Here is a 17,323-nt window from a genome sequence, read left to right as displayed (position 1 = left end):
ATCATCGTCGAATCTGACGATGATGTCAAGCGAAATACTATGAAGCGATGTGATGTAGCAGAGTCACCGTGAACTACTTCGGAGTTCAGTACTGAGCTCTGCTAACTTGTATGAGCTAAGGGTTTCGGGGTTAGCGAACTCCGAATCGCTAACATGTCCGAGATGAGTAGGAGGTATGGCTGAGCTACTGGCCAGAAAAAGCCAGATGCACTTTTCACTACGTTGAGCTCGCTTGCTTCGATATGGACGACACCGGCTGAATCCAGGTTTGCTGTATCCAAGGTCATGTCCCACTTGTTCGATGGCACTGCAATAGACACGAAACTTTTTACGTTCACACCAGGGCCTTTAGTGTAAAACTCCCTCATTACTTCATTATGGTTTGAGTCTGCAATATGTTCGGACAACTGGGATAGCTGAGGATCCAAGGAGTGGCACTCGAACATTCCATTGCGGTGAAATGCGCGGGGAGGACCGGGGAGGAGGTTCTTGTCGTCACCCTCCCGGCGGGGCTGATGCACTGGGTAGGCAAACTCGGTGGTTGTAGTCAGGGGGGCGAGTGTTGAATTCACAGGATACGTTATTGATAAAGAGGAGAGTGATTCTAAGACTCCTTGTTGTTCTGACTCCAAAATAAATCGGATGTCGACAAGCCTCTTGAGCTTCTCCTTGTTCCAGTCTGCTCGGACGAATAAAAGCAACGAGATCCGGTAGGAGCGGTTTCGGTGGCCGTCGTACGATTCCACTGTTCGGGCTAGCGAAGTCAATACGTTCCTGATCGCCTTATCGACGTCATCAAGTACGATTGTGGTCATCGTTTGACGTGTTAAAGCCCGAAGCTGAGCAACTTCCGCATGGGAGATGACATATTCCTTAGCGAGTGCCAATAAAAATGCGCTGGGCGGCATGCTCTCCAGTCCCTGCAAGGCTTTGCCCACATATACTTTATGTTCATTATCGACTGCACTGTCGGAGTATTTGCTCCAGGCGAACAAGACTGCGGCCAAAATTACGAGGGACCAGAATACAAAGGCCTCTCCGGAGATATGCCAGTTGCTTATGGAAAAATTGGTTCCCTGATCTGCTGATGCTGGCAGGGCAAGAGACGCACGTATTGAGCCAGTAAAAAAAGAAGCAAGGGCGCCGGCGAGAACGGAGAAGACAGCGGCGATTCCATTCAAAACAGGAGCGGCGCCCCAAGCAACGAATCGGCGCCGCCAGCCATGTTGAACCTGCTTGATGAAATCATGAGTTGGCATGCTTTGCGCCCAAGGGGGTGGCTGAGATAATGCATAGAATACCAATTTACTGGCGGAAATGCTAACATGAAAAAAGCTGGCGAATATGCGATATGCCGGAGGTTAGCTATCATTTAAATAGCGTCGATCGTTTTTTTACAAAGGAAACCGCGATGTCCGGAACCGGCGGAACCGTATATGATCCGCAACCACCACGTAGCGACTGTGACCGACTGACGTTTCGAACTGTACTTAACTCGCCCGTCCCGCAGGTTGTCGTCCTTTTGCAGCCGAGTATGAGGCTCGACGTCATTGCTGAGACCCGGTCTGGGGGATTCCAAGTCGCGGTCGCAATGCATGACGGTCAACGGGCTGGCGCGATCACATCCGACGCACTTGCGCGATTGTTGGAATGTATGGCTCAAGGCAATGAGTATGTAGCTGAAGTGCTGAATAGGGCAGGTGCCCGGGTCGAGGTGCAGGTGAGGCGCAAATGAAAACTCTCAAAATTGCCGGCGGTATCTACCGAGAAATCTGTCAATTCCCCGAGCGAAGAGAAATTTTAGGCTCAGGCGGTCGCGCTGCTGCTGCCTTGGATGATTTCGATGTGGATGTCCAGCTCCATGCATTCGTACCAGATAGTCACGCCAACGAAGTCAGGCTGAACTTGGCCAACTATAACTTCGAATTGTGTCTCTCGCCAGGTAAGCACCTGATCTCTTTTCGTTGGCTACACGGTTTAGCAAGTCCTCAGCAGGAGCCTTTGTTAGGGATAGATGATTTGGCGGGTAAGCTAGATGTTAAGGGTGACTTGGTACTGCGGTACGGGATGGTGGAAGGTAGTGCCGTGGTGGATGCGGAGGTTGCTGTATATGATCCTCAAGCCCCGCTACATGCAAAATACTTCACTGAAAACGGGTCGAAGGCAAGGCGGCTTGCCTACGTTATTAACTCGGTCGAGGCAAAGCTGCTCACAGGCTCAGATGATCCATCTCAGCAGCTATCCACTATTCATAGACGTGAAAACGCTGCAGTGGTTGTTTTGAAACAAGGTCCTCATGGGGCACTTGTGTCAGATGGAATAAACGTTCGTCGCGTACCTTGCTATAAAACAGAGAATGTCTGGTCTATTGGATCGGGCGATGTATTTTCTGCGACGTTTACTTATTTCTGGGGCGCCATGGGCCTGCCTGCAGATGAAGCCGCGTATAGAGCTTCTTTGGCGACCGCCTTCTACTGCAATAGCGCTTATCTTCCGGTTCCTGTGGATTTTGATAAAGCCCCACTGCCACCTCCTTGTGTGCCGACAACTAGTTCTGGCGAGAAGCGCACAATTTATCTAGCAGGTCCTTTCTTTACGGTGTCGCAGCGGTGGCTGGTAGATAGCTTGCGCGAGACATTCCTAAAATTGAATATTGATGTATTTTCCCCAATCCACGATGCTGGCGAAGGCGATCCCGATGTGGTTGCGCGAGAGGACCTGCTTGGTATCGATAAATGTGATGTTCTGTTTGCCATCTGCGATGGGTTGGATTCCGGCACAATATTTGAGGTAGGGTATGCGATCGCCACTCGGAAGCCGGTGGTTGCCTTTACACAGGTAGAAAACAAAAGTGATTTGACGATGCTTACAGGAACTGGATGTTTGATCGAATCCGATTTGGACACTGCTATTTATAGAGCAATCTGGATAGCGCTAGAACGATGAAATCAGCGCTTTTACTCTCAGGTGGGCAAGACTCTACAGCGATCGCGTATTGGCTTCGACCTAGTATTGGGATCACAGTCGACTATGGACAGCGTCCAGCAGAGGCTGAAATTCGAGCTTCAGCCCAGGTTTGCAAAGAGCTTGGTATGCAGCATGTCATTGTTTCTATCAACTGTTCACAAATTGGTTCGGGCGATTTGAGTGGAAAGCCTGCGCTGGCAGTGGCACCTTCATCAGAATGGTGGCCATATCGCAATCAACTAGTTATAACTCTCGCGGCCACGCCGGCACTGGCGCATGGCGCAGAAGAACTCTTGATCGGAACGGTGTCGACGGATGCCAGCCATACGGACGGGACTCAAGGGTTTGTGGACTCAATCGATCAGTTGCTTTTCATGCAAGAGGGGGCGTTGCATGTGCGCGCTCCGGGCATTCGAATGTCCTCTGCTGAGCTAATACGTCACTCTGGAATTCCTTTGGATCTTTTGTGCTGGTCCCACTCATGTCATCGTTCAAACTTTGCCTGCGGACAGTGCCGCGGTTGCTTGAAGCATAAAAATGTCATGCATGAGCTCGGAGAAATACCGTATTGAAATTATTAGCGATGTTCGCGACGTGTTTGCGCTGCTGGTGGGCTGTTGGCGCCCGGCAGAGCGCCTTCGTTCTGCTTGTCATTCGACGCTAATGTTGCTTTGATCGGTAATACGTCGGCACTGGCTGATTAAATATTTTTGCATGCATCTCGCACAGCACCTTTTAATTGATGCCGAAGTCCATCCTGAATAATGTGAGTAGACACACCAATAATCCCGGTCGCGACGAATGCGATGGCAAATGGATTTGCAAGTGCATCAAGGTCGGATGGAGACATCTTCTGTAGATGAGTGGAAAGTGTCCAAACTGACATGTAAGCCATGAAAATTACAAACATGAATATTGATGCAGATTTGGCTAAGAAATCAGCTAATCGAAAAATATAATACTTAGTGGGTTGGGATTTTCGTACCGTGGCATGAATAATTTTTTCGACTTCGCTTGTGAGGGATAAACGTTGAAAGGGAAACATATTTAGCCCCATGGTTGTATTTTGAAAATTTTACATCATTTTCTAAAATCCGATCTACAATGAAATGTGTTAGTTTCATTGTGCTCGTCAGACTCAGCCTTCATTGCCTGCGGATTTGAGAAGCTGTTCGCTTAGATTTTTCATAGATGCCATTTCTGGGGCGCTGGCGTCGCATATTGGATAGAGCGCAAACCGGTTCAATACGGTGGCGGCCCCGTCAGTGTTACGGCGAAAAGGCATTTTGTAATGCAAGAGAATACCGGATGTATGCTTGTTGAAGCGCTCAAACCGTTTAGTAATTTCGGGTCCCCATTTGTCCAAATTGGCAATCATCGCGAGCCTAATCGTATCAACGTCTGCGTGAACACCTTTTGCCGCCCCCTCAAAGGCTTTCCAGACCAGTTTACTGATTGATATGGCTGCGATGCCGCGATCGGAGGGGGAATCGTTGCAGCGTTTAGCAATTTGTTTGCAAGCGGAAATTACCAAACCTTCCATGTTATCTTCGCTAACGACCCTTTTGCATTCCATGTGAATTTGTCTTTCGCCTACCAAGAAATTAGCGTCAGCGATTGTATTGAAATTTACCGAAAATCCTGCCCGTGCAATACGAGCTGCAGCATAAAGTTCAAAAGTAAAGTTGCGTCCTTGAATACTGCCACCATCGTTTTTTTCGTCGTCCAGAAGAATTGGACCAGTCGTTATTTTGCGTAAACTATCAACCATCCGCATGTCTTGTTGAGCTTTCAAATCTCTATGAATACTTAAAAGATCGTCGAGTTCAGAAAGTGCCCACAGCATATTCCAGTCCTGCTTGTAATCGTAATTTTCAGAATATTCTTTACCTGATTGTTCAATAATTCTTTTGTAATTGCGGAAGCGAGTGGGGTTGACGTTGATGCCTAGAGATTCAAGCCAAGCTTTCGCATCTTCGTAGTGAGTGAGTATTTCATTAAGTGTGCGGTGGTGTTGTTTTGCGCTGTCTTTAATCATAAGGTGAAGCCTTCTCTGTTATTTATCTGGTCATATGCACAACTGATGGAGTGGAGTCTTTCTTACAGGCTATCCGAAACTGCCCAATCTCAAGTTCGATTTTGGAGCAGTTGCCCTCGGATCGCGGCGAGCTTTAGCTGACTAAGCCTTTGACCCATTCCACAAAATTGCCCCATCGGCCTTTACGCTTGCGTCGTAAACCCGCGAAATAGGCCTCGCGGCGGCGTTGCTCATGGGTGCGCCCAGACTGAACCTGTGATTCGCCCCAGCGTGGTGCCCAAACGATCTCACCTTGAGCGATAACGTAGTGAGACTTACATGGCTGCTGCCAATTTCCTACAGATGGCCACAAGCTTGGTCCTGCTGCGTGTTCCTCGATGGACCATTCCGCTGGCCCAAGTGGGGTACGTATTTTTGCGCCACAGCCGCATGCGCAGAGGTGGGCCGCTGTACCGAATTCACGGGACACATACAGGATGCCAGGCGCAAGCTGCTTAGGCATGTAGTGGACTTTTTCAAGTTTGAACTTCATTGAACGAAGCCTCCCCGATGATGTTCATGTCTGATACGCGAAATAGCATTTGCAGAAGGCCTTCATCGGCGTGGTAGAAGCCGCGCAGCTGCTTATAACGTATCACTGCCAAGGCTGCGTTCAGGGCGTTGAGTTCTCCGATCTGAATATTGGCGCGATAAAGATCGTCGGGGCCGTCATGCAGCTCGGCCAGCTGCAAGTCGCGTAATTGCGTAGCTTGTGCCGGCGGAAAATAGGTTACGCGTGTTTGGCCCGCAAGGCCACCAGCTTTGCGCTTAAGCCCCATTCCCACATCAATGAATGGAATGCTATTTGCGATAAGCAGATCGAAGATGCCGGCTCGAGAACTTCCTTTGTCAACGCAAACGAAAGCGAACGTCACACCATCAAAGTCTTCGGCAGAACAAGTGTCGATATGTTTGGCTTCGAAGCGCAGTCCATGACGGAAATTTCCATAGCGATTGTCATAGACGTCCGCCTTCGGTTTGCCCAGTTCTTCGGTTTGCAGGCGCCCAGGCGAGCGGTACGCGTTGTGCACATAGAATGAGTCCGGGTCGAACGCACGGATTTCTAGGACCGGCGTTTTAACCATGTAGTCAAGAATGTAGGCTCCTGTTCCTCCTAGGCCGATGATTGCGACGATCTCGTTCGCGAACAGCGCGGACAGGTCGACAATCTCGGCACGGCTGCTAAGGGAGTCTGGGAGCTTAAAAATAGCGTCTGCAGTTTCCCCCGTGTCGACACGGAATGTATAAGGCGTTTGGCCATGACGCTCAATAGCTGGGCCGGCAATGATCGCTGTGTAGCTCTCGATTTTTGCGAAGAAGTCAGTAAAGCGGTCAGCCGGTTTAGGTTTGTTCGAAAATGAGCGCTGAACGACTACGTCCTTGCAGCGCTCGCTGAGCGACAGGGTAGTTAGGCCGCCGCCCAGATTGGCAATGGGGCTACCGTCAAGTTGGTGGGGAACGCCGCCGGCGAAAAAGACCTGGTGGTCCTGCTGTTGCACGCAATGCTGGTCTACAAACTCTAGCTTGGTCACAAAAGCCCCAATCTGCAGTTGGCCACCTTGGCCCAGGTACGGGATATCGCGAACTATCAGGTAGCCACTGTCGAAGGCGACGGCATAGCCTTTTTCGACCAGCCGGCGCAGATCATCGTTAAGACTGACCAGTTTCGGAAACATAGAAGACCATCCCTTCTTTAACCTTAACCGACGCGCCTGGTGCCAGAATGCCTTCAGGCTTATTACCGTTGCCTTTCTTGTAGCTGACGGCGTAGGTGATTTCCGGGTGCTGAGGGTAGTCTGGCACCTCCAGGGTGACTACTTGAGCATAGGTGATGTCGTCCTTCGGCCATTCGTGTGGCATGCCTTCGACCACAATTGTTACCAGTTTCTGCGGGTGTGCCATGGTTAAACTCCTTCAGCGTGAGCTGCGAAACAACCTGATAAAAAGTTCGGAATTCCGAACATGGCTACATCCTAATCCAATCTGACGCGAAGTCAAGATAAAAAGTTCGGCAAAGCGAACTTTTTTTGGCTATACTAAGGTAGGGTGTTTGTCTGCCCTGAACATTGGTGAACTAATCACAGGAGATAATTAACAATGTCTAATCGTCTTGGCCAAAAACTAAATGAGCTAAGAAAAACGCATAATCTGACCTTGGATGCCCTGGCCACAAAGGCCGGCCTAAGCAAAAGTTATCTGTGGGAGTTGGAAAATCGGGAGTCGCAGCGGCCGTCTGCAGAGAAGTTGACAGCGTTGGCCGATGCGTTAGGTGTGTCTGCGTCCTATTTCATCGAAGAGGACGTGCGGGCACCAGAAGAGCGACATATCGATGAGGCTTTCTTCCGCGGTTACCAGCAGCTCGATGCACCAGCTAAAGAGCAGCTTCGAAAGATTCTTTCAACCTTCAAAAAGCAATGACACAACCGCAAATCTGGACCCCGCCCAAAGCCGCCAGCAAGATCGTCAAGCTGGTTGACGCTACGAGTGCTAGCCTTGGCCTCGACCGTTTTCCGCTTGACGTTCCTATGGTGGCGCAGGATGCGGCACAGATATTCGGTTACGCCGATCCAATCACAAAAGTTCAGCCCGCCAATATTAAGGGATTTCAAGGCGCCTTACTTCCTAATGACGATCGTAGTGAATGGATGCTGCTATACAACGATGCTATGCCATCGCTTGGGAGGGTGAGATTTACCCAAGCTCATGAGTTGGGGCATTACGTACTTCATCGCATGCAAAGAGATCGCTTCGAGTGTGGTTCAGGCGAAGTGTTGGCTGGAAGAGGCGATGAGCAAAACATCGAAACGCAAGCCGACCAATTTGCGTCATACCTGCTGATGCCAATTAATGACTTTGCGAAGCAGATAAACGGCGCGGTCAATTTGGATTTTCTGGGGCATTGTGCCGACCGATACGGCGTATCTCTAACCGCTGCAGTACTCAAATGGCTTGAGTTCACTGATGAGAAAGCAGTCATGCTTATTTCCAGTGACGGCTTCGTACATTGGGCTCGGTCAAGCACCCCTGCATATGAGGCTGGGGCATTTTTTGCGCCTAAACGCGAACTTGTCGAAATACCTGCGAGAACACTGGCTGCCGACGACACCGTCAGGGCGGAGCGAGTTGGACGTGAAATCCCTGCGTCTGCCTGGTTTAAGCATGCAGATCCGGGCCTCGCTCTACGCGAAATGAAACTTGCAATGGATCAATACGAACGAACCTTAACTTTGCTTGTGTTGCCAAAGCTCTCTGACTACTGGCCTCCATTTCGACAATAATTGCAGACAAGCGCCGGGGCAAGCGAATCCATGGACAAGTAAATATTGCTAGCAACCTAAATTTCATCGAAAGTATCCATGCCATATTCATTACAGGACAAGTTGGTTGTTGGAGTTGCGTCAAGTGCACTCTTTGATCTCAGTGAGTCGGACAAAGTTTTTCGTAGTCACGGAGAGGCCGCATATCGAAAATATCAAGAGGAGCATCTGAACGATCCACTGCCTGTTGGGATGTCCTATTCTTTCATCAAGCGCCTACTGTCATTGAACGATCTTTCGGTTGACGGAGAACCTCTAATTGAGGTTATGCTGCTTTCCCGCAATGACCCGGATACTGGCTTGCGTGTGATGAACACCATCAAGCATTATGGTCTAGGGATTACCAGGGCGATTTTTCAAGCTGGGAAGTCGCCGTATGAATACATCCGTCCGTTGAATATTTCACTATTCCTTTCTGGAAACAAAAGCGATGTATTGGAGGCGATTGCGTCAGGGCTGCCGGCTGGCTTCGTAATGGACTCCATGAAGATTGATGATGAAAAAGATCAAACTTTACGAATTGCATTTGACTTTGATGGTGTCTTGGCGGATGACACTTCAGAGCGTGTAATGCAGAGTTCAGACCTTGAGCATTTTCACGCACATGAAACTGCCAATGTAATGGAACCGCATGGTGGTGGACCGTTAAAGGAGTTTTTACTCCGTGTCTCTAAAATTCAGATGGCTGAGGAAGAAAAAAAACAAACGGACTCGACGTATAAGAATAGGCTACGGGTGTCCATTGTTACCGCGCGCAATGCACCGTCCCATGAGCGTGCCTTGAATACGCTGAAAAATTGGGGAGTTATGGTCAATGACGCGTTTTTCCTCGGAGGTATTGCCAAGGGGACAATCCTGGAAGTTTTGCGGCCCCATATTTTCTTCGACGATCAGGCTGGTCATCTTGCCTCAGCGAGCTCCGTTGCGCCATCGGTTCATATTCCGTTCGGTATCACTAACGCGGGTCCGTGAGTTAACATGCCATTACTGCTGCCGCAACGAAAAAATCTATTGGCGGAATAGGATGGGGGCAAGGAGTTGTAAATGCTCTTATGTTTGATGAGGGGGGGGCGGTAAGCTATTAAAGAGAATTTGGGAACAAAAAAATACAAGATATTGCTCCCTCGGAGCACATCTTTTGATCCCCAAACTAGAGTCTAAGGTCTACTATTTATGTCAGAAACAAACCGCGACCTTCGAGAGGCTGCCTCAGCTATCGAGGAGATGGCATCCACAACGAATCTTGAAGATCTAAAATCTGCTTGGGAAATATATTTATTTCGAATTGAGCGCGCCTGGGAGCGGGCAGAACGAGCAATTCGGGTTGTTCCCGGAAAGGAAGCACAGTCTTGGCTATCTGCGAACTCGAAATTGCGTCGCGCTGATCCTTTACTGCAATATTTAAAGCAAGCACGTAACGCAGAAACACATGCGGTAGCATCTAGTGTGGAGTCGGATAAGTTCATCTCTATTTCTGATCGATTTGGTCGACCGTTCAATCTAAATAATGTCAAGATATCCGTGGAGGAGCAAACTTTAGTTATTGATCTAGATAGCTATGATATTGGACTTGATTGGACAGCAAAGTCCGGATGCGCGGATCCAAAACTTCAGCGAATTTGCTGCCGTGGCACTTGGTACGAACCGCCGCGCCGGCACTTAGGTAATATAATCGAGGATGAACATCCTGTTGCTATCGCTGCGCTCGGATTGAACTTCTATAGAGGGGCGTTCGAAGCAGTTTATCTGACGACACTTAGATCGTCGCAAAATATCAATTTACCTTAGATCGCGAGCTTAAGATCTCTGTCTTTACTGACAGTATATCGATATTCATGGCAGACCTCCACGCATAAATTGGACGAAACGTTAGTTTGATCCGATTCGATCGGTGTCGAGTCCATCTCAGTAAATCAACATCGTGGTTGTTAGACGTCCGCTTGATAAAATTGTTAGGGAAGTGTTGATTTATTCGTTTTCTGAAAATCCACTCTCTGAAAAATCAAGGACTTGCAACCCGCATTTGGGCCGAAAACCGATTAAATCAGCGCTTCCTTAGCCTTTCCTCGCGCTATTCACCAGACATACAAACTCAGGTTACCAGTTCCTGAAGAAAATCGGTCAACGCTTTCTTGGGATCATCTTCTTCGGAGACGATCATCTGGATTCCCCAATGGCTCAGGACTTCCTGGGCCACGGGATTGGGGCGATTCGTAAAGATGTAGGATTTGGGTCTCGCGGACGAAAGGGTAGTGCGCCCCCACATTTCGGTCAGCCGATAGAACAGTAAGCGGATGTTTAGGTCGGTGAGGCTATAGCCGATGAAGAGAACCGAGCTACCCAATACATCGTTACGCAACTTGATGTCCAACGGCGTTTCGAAGTCCAAGCGCTGGAAGTAGCTGGTCTCGTCAAGGACGAGGGAATCGTCGGCGTCGAAGTCACCATGGAATTTGATGATCTGTCGGCGATTATTGGTGGTGGTTGCAAGATCTGCCACCCGGGCAATCTTGTCGTACTCTACGCCAAACTTATCGTGTGCGTATTCCAGCCAACGATCGTAATTGGTGGTGTAGATGCGGGAGAAATTACCCTCGGTGATCAAGCGGTGGATCTCGGACTTGGAGATATCCGTTGTTGGTTTATGCCATTCACGGTCCATCCAACTGCGCAACGAACCGAGCCCCCCCTTTTTCTTTTTGTAGAATTCTGCCAAGGCGAGAGGAGAGCCGTAAGTGGAAAAAATCCTCGAGTCATAGCCAAGCTCCTCCGCGACGTGTGATATCAAGGCCCCCCAATTGGGTAGGCCAAGATTGGCAGACACTCCAGCACCCACAAATAGCATCAGCTTTCCCGTCCGGTGTGCATCAAACAGTTCGTCATTCATCTTGTGCTCCTAGTAGTTTTGAGATGTGCCGCGAAGAGATCAAGAGCTTTACGGCGCATGGAGATGTCATCTTTCTTCGCCCCCATCTCAGCGAACGTCTGCATGCTCCCGTCCGGGACGAAGACACAATCCCATTGGAAATCAGTGGGCCCCGCAGGCTTACGCGGCACAGTTCCATCGATCGAACCTTCGAAGATATGGATTTGGCGCCCATCGCAATAACCGAGGATCGTCTTAGCCGTCATCTTGGCATCGCCGAGGCCTGCAACCAGGTCAGCAAATCGATCTGCCTGTAGCCTGTCCCAGAAGATTTGCGTCAAACCTGCAGGAAGCCCGTTCAGGCCACTTAAGTACAGGCCAGTGTGCTCGACGAACAGCGGGCGTCCAATGGCCTCAAACGCCTTGATCAGCTTGTCACGCACTAAGCTCTCGACGTCTTCGGTCTGGAGCTCTTCAATTTTCATCGACACCGGTACGATGTCCACCCCTACGGGCGTGAAAATACGCTGCACTTCGGTGATCTTGTGCTTGTTACCAGACAGGAATCGCAGTTTCAAAGTAAGCCCTTTATAAAGGAATAGCGCTTAGCGGTGTCGTATTGCTGCCGAATATCGTTCATTGACAGGCCTTCGGCCATCGCTGCACGCTGGTCGTCGGCAAGATTACGCATATGGATGGCGGGATTATCCGAACAAATGACAAATGGAACTCCAAATTGCCGGAACTGTTGCAGCGGATGCGCTTCGTTCGGAGGAACTGCGCCGGTGAGGCGGTTGCTGATCGGACAAACCTCAACGCATATCCCTCTAGCAGAAAGGAGCTCCAGCAGTTCGGGGTCTTGGGGAGCGGCGGTCCCGTGGCCAATGCGATCAGCTCCAAATAGCTCCACGGCGTCCCGCACATTGCCAACGCGGCCGGTTTCACCTGCATGGATCGTCACTCCAAGCCCGAAACGGTCTTTGGCATCTCTAAAGCGCGATGGCAGTTCCGCCGGATACGCCATTTCCTCATCCCCGGCTAAGTCAAGTCCAACCACGTCGGTCGGCCGTCCCAAGTCTTGGTAGGCCAGCAAAAGGGTAGACAGGTTGACCACGCTGTAGTCGCCGCGTGTCACGGTGAGAATTAAACCGCTACGGATACCGTGCCGGTCCGAGGCTTCCCGGGTTGATATAATCAAGCGTTCTAGCGCCTGTGCTGGGGAGCACTTGTGAAGCGTTGATAGATACAGCACACTGCTGCGTAATTCAACAAATCGTACGTTGTTTTCCGCTAAGCTGGCAGCGACCGAGAGCGTGATGCGATCAAGGTTTTCGGGTTTCTTGGGAAATAGGCGAAGGACCTGCCACGGAGTCAGGTATTCCGCGAGGGACTGGCACGGTGTTGTGCGAACCAAGTCACGCTCAAAATCAAAGCCAGCTGGCAGTAGTGTCCCTTCGTCGACAAAGATTTCTCGAATCGTCGCTGCCGGGATCGCGCCGTTTATGTGTACATGCAGTTCGCCACGATCCAGAACTTCCGCCTCGAGCCCACTTCCGGCTTCGACCTCGCCGGTGCTGGCATTGTTCAGCATCCCTGGCAGATCAAGTTGCTGCTGATCCAATCGTGGTTCCTTTCTAGTCCGGCCTAACACTTCGCCTATTCTTGAGTATTTTTGAAGGTGTCAAGATTATAACATTCCCCTATGGAATTGTGGGCAACAGCAGCTCACGGTATGGCTAGCACGGCTTTCGTTGAAGTTCCCTTGGCTGCTGAGAGCAACTGAGGGCGTACCAGAGCCCTGACGGTCATCGGCCTAGTTACGAACAGTTCTACTACTGCAATCGGTAAATTTTTTTGGATGTAAATTCTGCCGCATCATGCAGATTGCTTGAGACCCAAGCCCCAACTACGTTAATCAAGACACGTGCATCAGGTGATTGTTATCTCCCAAGTGCTGTTCTAGTACACATCAACCCAACCTGAGATGGGCCAACGCGGGGGCCTTTGCATTGCGACGTTGTGGCGCAGCGCTAGATTTTTCCGTTTATTTGCCCGGATAGGCAATTTGAGGAGCCGACTTTTCTTTTGGGGGCGTGGCCAAAGCCAACTTCTCAAATTGAATTTTGCTTATGGCGTCAAATAAAAAGCGGCCCTTTGTCAGGGCCGCCATCATTTCAAATATTGAGATTTATTTCAATTATTTTGAGATCCTACAGAGACGTTGGCTTACACGTCAATATTCCCCGCACGCAACGCATTATTTTCGATGAAGGCGCGGCGTGGTTCCACGTCGTCGCCCATCAAGGTCGTGAAGATCTGATCCGCGGCAATGGCGTCTTCGATCTGTACCTTCAACAAGCGGCGCACGGTCGGGTCCATCGTCGTTTCCCACAGCTGGTCCGGGTTCATTTCGCCCAGACCTTTGTAGCGCTGTTTCGAGACGGTGCGTTCGGCTTCGTCGCGCAGCCATTGCATGGCCTGGTGGAAGTCGACCACGGCGATTTCCTTGATGCGCTCGCCTTCGCCGCGGCGCACGAATGCGCCTTCGCCGATCAAGCCTTCGAAGGTGGCGGCGCCGCTGCTCAGTACGGCGTAGTCGGGGCCTTGCACGAAGTCGGCGTCGATGGCGCTGACTTTCACGTTGCCGTGGTGCATGCGCTCGATGCGCAGCATGTGTTTTTCCGACAAGTCGTCGGAACGCACGTGCACGCGCACGGCGCTGTCGTTGATGGCCGTCTGCAGGGCCAGGGCGGAGGTTTCCGCCAGGTCCAGGGTCGACAGGTCCAGCTGCACGCCCGTCATGATGGCTGTCAGGGCGGCGCGGTCGATGACGCGCGTCAGACGGGTCATGATGGTGTTCGACAGGTTGAACTTGCGCACCAGTTCCGTCAGGGTTTCGCCGGAAATGCCTTCCGCGCCTGTGCGCGGCACCAGCACGGCCGTGTTCAGCGCTACCGTCATCATGTAGCTCGCTTCTTCGGCGTCATCTTTCAGGTAGCGCTCGTCGCGGCCCGATTTCACCTTGTACAGCGGTGGTTGCGCGATGTAGATGTGGCCGCGCTCGACCAGTTGCGGCATCTGGCGGTAGAACAGGGTCAGCAGCAGGGTGCGGATGTGGGCGCCGTCGACGTCCGCATCGGTCATGATGATGATGCGGTGGTAGCGCAGTTTCTCGACGTTGAATTCGTCCGGTCCGATCGATGTGCCGAGCGTGGCGATCAGGGTGGTGATCTGCTCCGACGACAGCATTTTCTCGAAACGGGCTTTTTCCACGTTCAAGACTTTACCGCGCAGCGGCAGGATCGCCTGGAACTTGCGGTCGCGCCCTTGTTTTGCCGAGCCACCTGCCGAGTCACCCTCGACGATGTACAGTTCGCACAGGGCGGGGTCTTTTTCCTGGCAGTCGGCCAGCTTGGCCGACAGGCCCAGGCCATCCATGATGCCTTTGCGGCGCGTCAAGTCGCGGGCCTTGCGGGCCGCTTCGCGCGCGCGCGCCGCTTCGACGATCTTGCCGCAAATGATCTTGGCGTCGTTCGGTTTTTCCTGCAGGTAGTCGGCCAGGGTCTTGGCGACGATCTCTTCGACGGGACCGCGCACTTCGCTCGACACCAGCTTGTCTTTCGTCTGCGACGAGAATTTCGGTTCCGGCACTTTCACCGACAAGACGCAGGTCAGGCCTTCGCGCATGTCGTCGCCGCTGATTTCCACTTTCGCCTTCTTGGCGAACTCGTGTTCATCGATGTATTTGTTGATCACGCGCGTCATGGCCGCGCGCAAGCCCGTCAGGTGGGTACCGCCGTCGCGCTGCGGGATGTTGTTCGTGAAGCACAGCACCTGTTCGTTGTAGGCATCGTTCCACTGCATCGACACGTCGACCGAGATGTTCGTGCCCTGGTCCGACAGGCGTTCGCCCGTGGCTTGGAAAATGGTCGGGTGCAAGACCGATTTGGCCTTGTTGATGTATTCGACGAAGCCGCGCGTGCCGCCTTCGAAGGCGAAGATTTCTTCCTTGCCCGTGCGCTGGTCGGACAACTTGATGTTGACGCCATTGTTCAGGAAGGACAGTTCGCGGATGCGCTTGGCCAGGATTTCGTAGTGGAATTCCACGTGCGTGAAAATCTCTTCATCGGCCCAGAAATGCACGTCCGTGCCGCGCTTGTCCGTGTCGCCGATGACCTTGATCGGCGAGGTGGCGATGTCGCCGACCATGACGATCTGGCGGTCTTGCGGCACGCCGCGCACGAATTCCATGTGATGCACTTTGCCGTCGCGGCGGATGGTCAGTTTCAGCAGTTTCGACAGGCCATTCACGCAAGACACGCCCACGCCATGCAAACCGCCCGAGACTTTGTACGAGTTCTGGTCGAACTTGCCGCCCGCGTGCAGCTCGGTCATGACGATTTCCGCCGCCGAACGCTTCGGATCGTGCTTGTCGTCCATTTTCAGGCCGGTCGGCACGCCGCGGCCATTATCGGTGATCGAGATCGAGTTGTCGCTGTGGATGGTGACGTGGATTTCCGTGCAGTGGCCGGCCAGCGATTCGTCGATCGAGTTGTCCAGTACTTCGAATACCAGATGGTGCAAGCCGGTGCCGTCCGAGGTGTCGCCAATGTACATGCCCGGGCGTTTGCGTACGGCTTCCAGGCCTTCCAGGATCTGGATGGAGGCGGCGCCGTATTCTTCCGTTTTGGCCTGGATCGGGGTGTCTTGTGGATTCTCGGACATGGACTGCTTTCTCAAATAACGATTGCTGATTGATTCGGGGCTGCTGGCTGATGACCGTCTGTCGGGTTGGCCGGAACGGCGTAACCCGACAGACGGCGATTCAGCATGTCGGATTACGCTGCGCTAATCCGACCTACGTCACTGCTGTGGTCTTTAGATGCGCATCGGCATGACGACATACTTGAAGTCGGCATTGTCCGGGATGGAGATCAGGGCGGACGAGTTCGAGTCGCCCAGCGCGATGTTGACGTATTCGCATTTCAGGTTGTTCAGCACGTCCAGCAGATACGTCACGTTGAAGCCGATGTCGACGGAGTCGCCGCCGTAGTCGATTTCCAGCTCTTCGACGGCTTCTTCCTGGTCCGCATTGGTCGAGCTGATCTTCATGCTGCCCGGGGTGATGATGCAGCGCACGCCCTTGAACTTGTCGCTGGTCATGATGGCGGCACGTTGCAGCGAGCGCAGCAATTCATCGCGGCCGATGGTGAAGTCGTTTTTGTAGCCTTTTGGAATCACGCGCGTGTAGTCGGGGAACTTGCCTTCCACCAGCTTCGAGATTAGCTCGATGTCGGCAAAGGTCAGTTTCACCTGGTTGGCGGCGATGTCCAGCTGCACCGGCTCATCGTTCTCTTCCAGCAGGCGCTGCAGCTCGATGATGGTCTTGCGCGGAATAATCACTTCCTGGCGCGCGAACGTCTGCTCGGTGGCGACCTGGCAAAACGCCAGGCGGTGGCCGTCGGTGGCCACGGCGATGACATTATTGCCATCCAGAACCAGCAGCAAGCCGTTCAGGTAGTAGCGGATGTCTTGCTGCGCCATCGAGAAATGCACCATGTTGAACAGGTGCTTCAGCGTTTTCTGGGGCAGGGTGACGGACGCGTTGTAGCTTTCCGCCTGTTGCACGGTCGGAAACTCTTCCGCCGCCAGGGTTTGCAGGGCGAAGCGCGACTTGCCCGTTTGCACGGTCAGGCGCTTGTTCAGCAGGGTCATCGTGACGTCGCCCGATTCGGGCAGGGCGCGCAGGATGTCCAGCAGCTTGCGCGCGGCCACGGTGGTGCCGGTGACATCCGCGCCGGAACCGATTTCCGCGTGCGTGGTGATCTGCACTTCGGTGTCGGTCGACAGGAAGGAGACATTTTCACCGTCTTTGCGGATGAGGATATTGGCCAGAATCGGCATAGTGTGCCGACGCTCGACAATACCGCTCACGATCTGCAGTGGCCGGAGAAGGGTATCTCGGGTGGTTTTGACCAATTGCATATTTATCCTCAATGTATAGGTTGAACAGTACGACGTTTAACGTATTAATTTAACAATTGTTGCCATGGGAAGCCCCGACAGACCGGCTGCGGTGCCCTCCCAGATAATAAG

At 52.1% G+C, this 17,323-nt stretch carries 15 protein-coding genes; 6 read left to right on the top strand and 9 right to left on the bottom strand.

Annotated elements, in window-relative coordinates; genetic code table 11:
• Positions 1 to 101 precede the first annotated feature (101 nt).
• A complete protein-coding gene (locus JAB1_RS12160) occupies positions 102 to 1,259 on the bottom strand; it encodes a hypothetical protein (RefSeq protein ID WP_139144535.1) in 1,158 nt (385 codons plus the stop codon).
• Positions 1,260 to 1,731: 472 nt separating this feature from the next.
• Between JAB1_RS12160 and JAB1_RS28775 the strand changes: the two genes are divergently transcribed.
• On the top strand, positions 1,732 to 2,946 hold the full coding sequence (locus JAB1_RS28775) for a PfkB family carbohydrate kinase (RefSeq protein ID WP_071653344.1): 1,215 nt from the start codon (positions 1,732 to 1,734) through the stop codon (positions 2,944 to 2,946).
• Positions 2,943 to 3,539 (top strand): 7-cyano-7-deazaguanine synthase, encoded by a 597-nt coding sequence (locus JAB1_RS28770; RefSeq protein ID WP_071653343.1) that lies wholly within the window; start codon positions 2,943 to 2,945, stop codon positions 3,537 to 3,539. The genes JAB1_RS28775 and JAB1_RS28770 overlap by 4 nt, the downstream gene beginning before the upstream one ends.
• 566 nt (positions 3,540 to 4,105) lie before the next feature.
• Here the strand turns inward: JAB1_RS28770 and JAB1_RS29555 are convergent.
• From JAB1_RS29555 to JAB1_RS12140, 3 genes are all read right to left on the bottom strand, one after another.
• Complete coding sequence (locus JAB1_RS29555; protein WP_139144534.1) at positions 4,106 to 5,005, bottom strand: hypothetical protein; 900 nt, start codon at positions 5,003 to 5,005, stop codon at positions 4,106 to 4,108.
• Positions 5,006 to 5,520: 515 nt separating this feature from the next.
• Positions 5,521 to 6,720 (bottom strand): ThiF family adenylyltransferase, encoded by a 1,200-nt coding sequence (locus JAB1_RS12145; RefSeq protein WP_070280097.1) that lies wholly within the window; start codon positions 6,718 to 6,720, stop codon positions 5,521 to 5,523.
• Positions 6,695 to 6,946 (bottom strand): multiubiquitin domain-containing protein, encoded by a 252-nt coding sequence (locus JAB1_RS12140; protein ID WP_070280096.1) that lies wholly within the window; start codon positions 6,944 to 6,946, stop codon positions 6,695 to 6,697. The genes JAB1_RS12145 and JAB1_RS12140 overlap by 26 nt, the downstream gene beginning before the upstream one ends.
• A gap of 195 nt (positions 6,947 to 7,141) precedes the next feature.
• On the opposite strand from JAB1_RS12140, the gene JAB1_RS12135 reads away from it, so the two are divergent.
• The 4 genes from JAB1_RS12135 to JAB1_RS29550 all read left to right on the top strand — a co-directional run bounded on the left by JAB1_RS12135 (position 7,142) and on the right by JAB1_RS29550 (position 10,149).
• A complete protein-coding gene (locus JAB1_RS12135; protein ID WP_070280095.1) occupies positions 7,142 to 7,462 on the top strand; it encodes a helix-turn-helix transcriptional regulator in 321 nt (106 codons plus the stop codon).
• Entirely contained in the window at positions 7,459 to 8,322 is an 864-nt protein-coding gene (locus JAB1_RS12130) for an ImmA/IrrE family metallo-endopeptidase (protein WP_070280094.1), read from the top strand. Before JAB1_RS12135 ends, JAB1_RS12130 begins: the two co-directional genes overlap by 4 nt.
• Positions 8,323 to 8,400: 78 nt before the next feature.
• The gene (locus JAB1_RS12125; protein WP_070280093.1) at positions 8,401 to 9,333 is read left to right on the top strand and encodes a 5'-nucleotidase; all 933 of its coding nucleotides are present in this window, start codon (positions 8,401 to 8,403) and stop codon (positions 9,331 to 9,333) included.
• 201 nt (positions 9,334 to 9,534) lie between these two features.
• On the top strand, positions 9,535 to 10,149 hold the full coding sequence (locus JAB1_RS29550; RefSeq protein WP_139144533.1) for a hypothetical protein: 615 nt from the start codon (positions 9,535 to 9,537) through the stop codon (positions 10,147 to 10,149).
• 304 nt (positions 10,150 to 10,453) lie between these two features.
• Here the strand turns inward: JAB1_RS29550 and JAB1_RS12120 are convergent, their stop codons facing one another.
• The 5 genes from JAB1_RS12120 to dnaN all read right to left on the bottom strand — a co-directional run bounded on the left by JAB1_RS12120 (position 10,454) and on the right by dnaN (position 17,212).
• Positions 10,454 to 11,248 (bottom strand): SIR2 family protein, encoded by a 795-nt coding sequence (locus JAB1_RS12120; RefSeq protein ID WP_070280092.1) that lies wholly within the window; start codon positions 11,246 to 11,248, stop codon positions 10,454 to 10,456.
• Positions 11,245 to 11,805, bottom strand: coding sequence for a non-canonical purine NTP pyrophosphatase (locus JAB1_RS12115; RefSeq protein ID WP_070280091.1), 561 nt, complete (start codon positions 11,803 to 11,805; stop codon positions 11,245 to 11,247). The genes JAB1_RS12120 and JAB1_RS12115 overlap by 4 nt, the downstream gene beginning before the upstream one ends.
• On the bottom strand, positions 11,802 to 12,848 hold the full coding sequence (locus JAB1_RS12110; RefSeq protein WP_254672069.1) for an adenosine deaminase: 1,047 nt from the start codon (positions 12,846 to 12,848) through the stop codon (positions 11,802 to 11,804). Before JAB1_RS12110 ends, JAB1_RS12115 begins: the two co-directional genes overlap by 4 nt.
• A gap of 605 nt (positions 12,849 to 13,453) precedes the next feature.
• Entirely contained in the window at positions 13,454 to 15,952 is a 2,499-nt protein-coding gene (gene gyrB / locus JAB1_RS12105; protein ID WP_070280090.1) for a DNA topoisomerase (ATP-hydrolyzing) subunit B, read from the bottom strand.
• A 153-nt stretch (positions 15,953 to 16,105) separates the two neighbouring features.
• Positions 16,106 to 17,212 carry a DNA polymerase III subunit beta gene (dnaN, locus tag JAB1_RS12100; protein ID WP_034754341.1) on the bottom strand — a complete coding sequence of 369 codons (1,107 nt, stop codon included), beginning with the start codon at positions 17,210 to 17,212 and terminating at the stop codon, positions 16,106 to 16,108.
• Positions 17,213 to 17,323: the final 111 nt, after the last annotated feature.

This window comes from Janthinobacterium sp. MP5059B (assembly GCF_001758645.1).
GTDB lineage: Bacteria > Pseudomonadota > Gammaproteobacteria > Burkholderiales > Burkholderiaceae_D > Janthinobacterium > Janthinobacterium lividum.
This window is presented reverse-complemented; position numbering and strand designations above follow the sequence as displayed.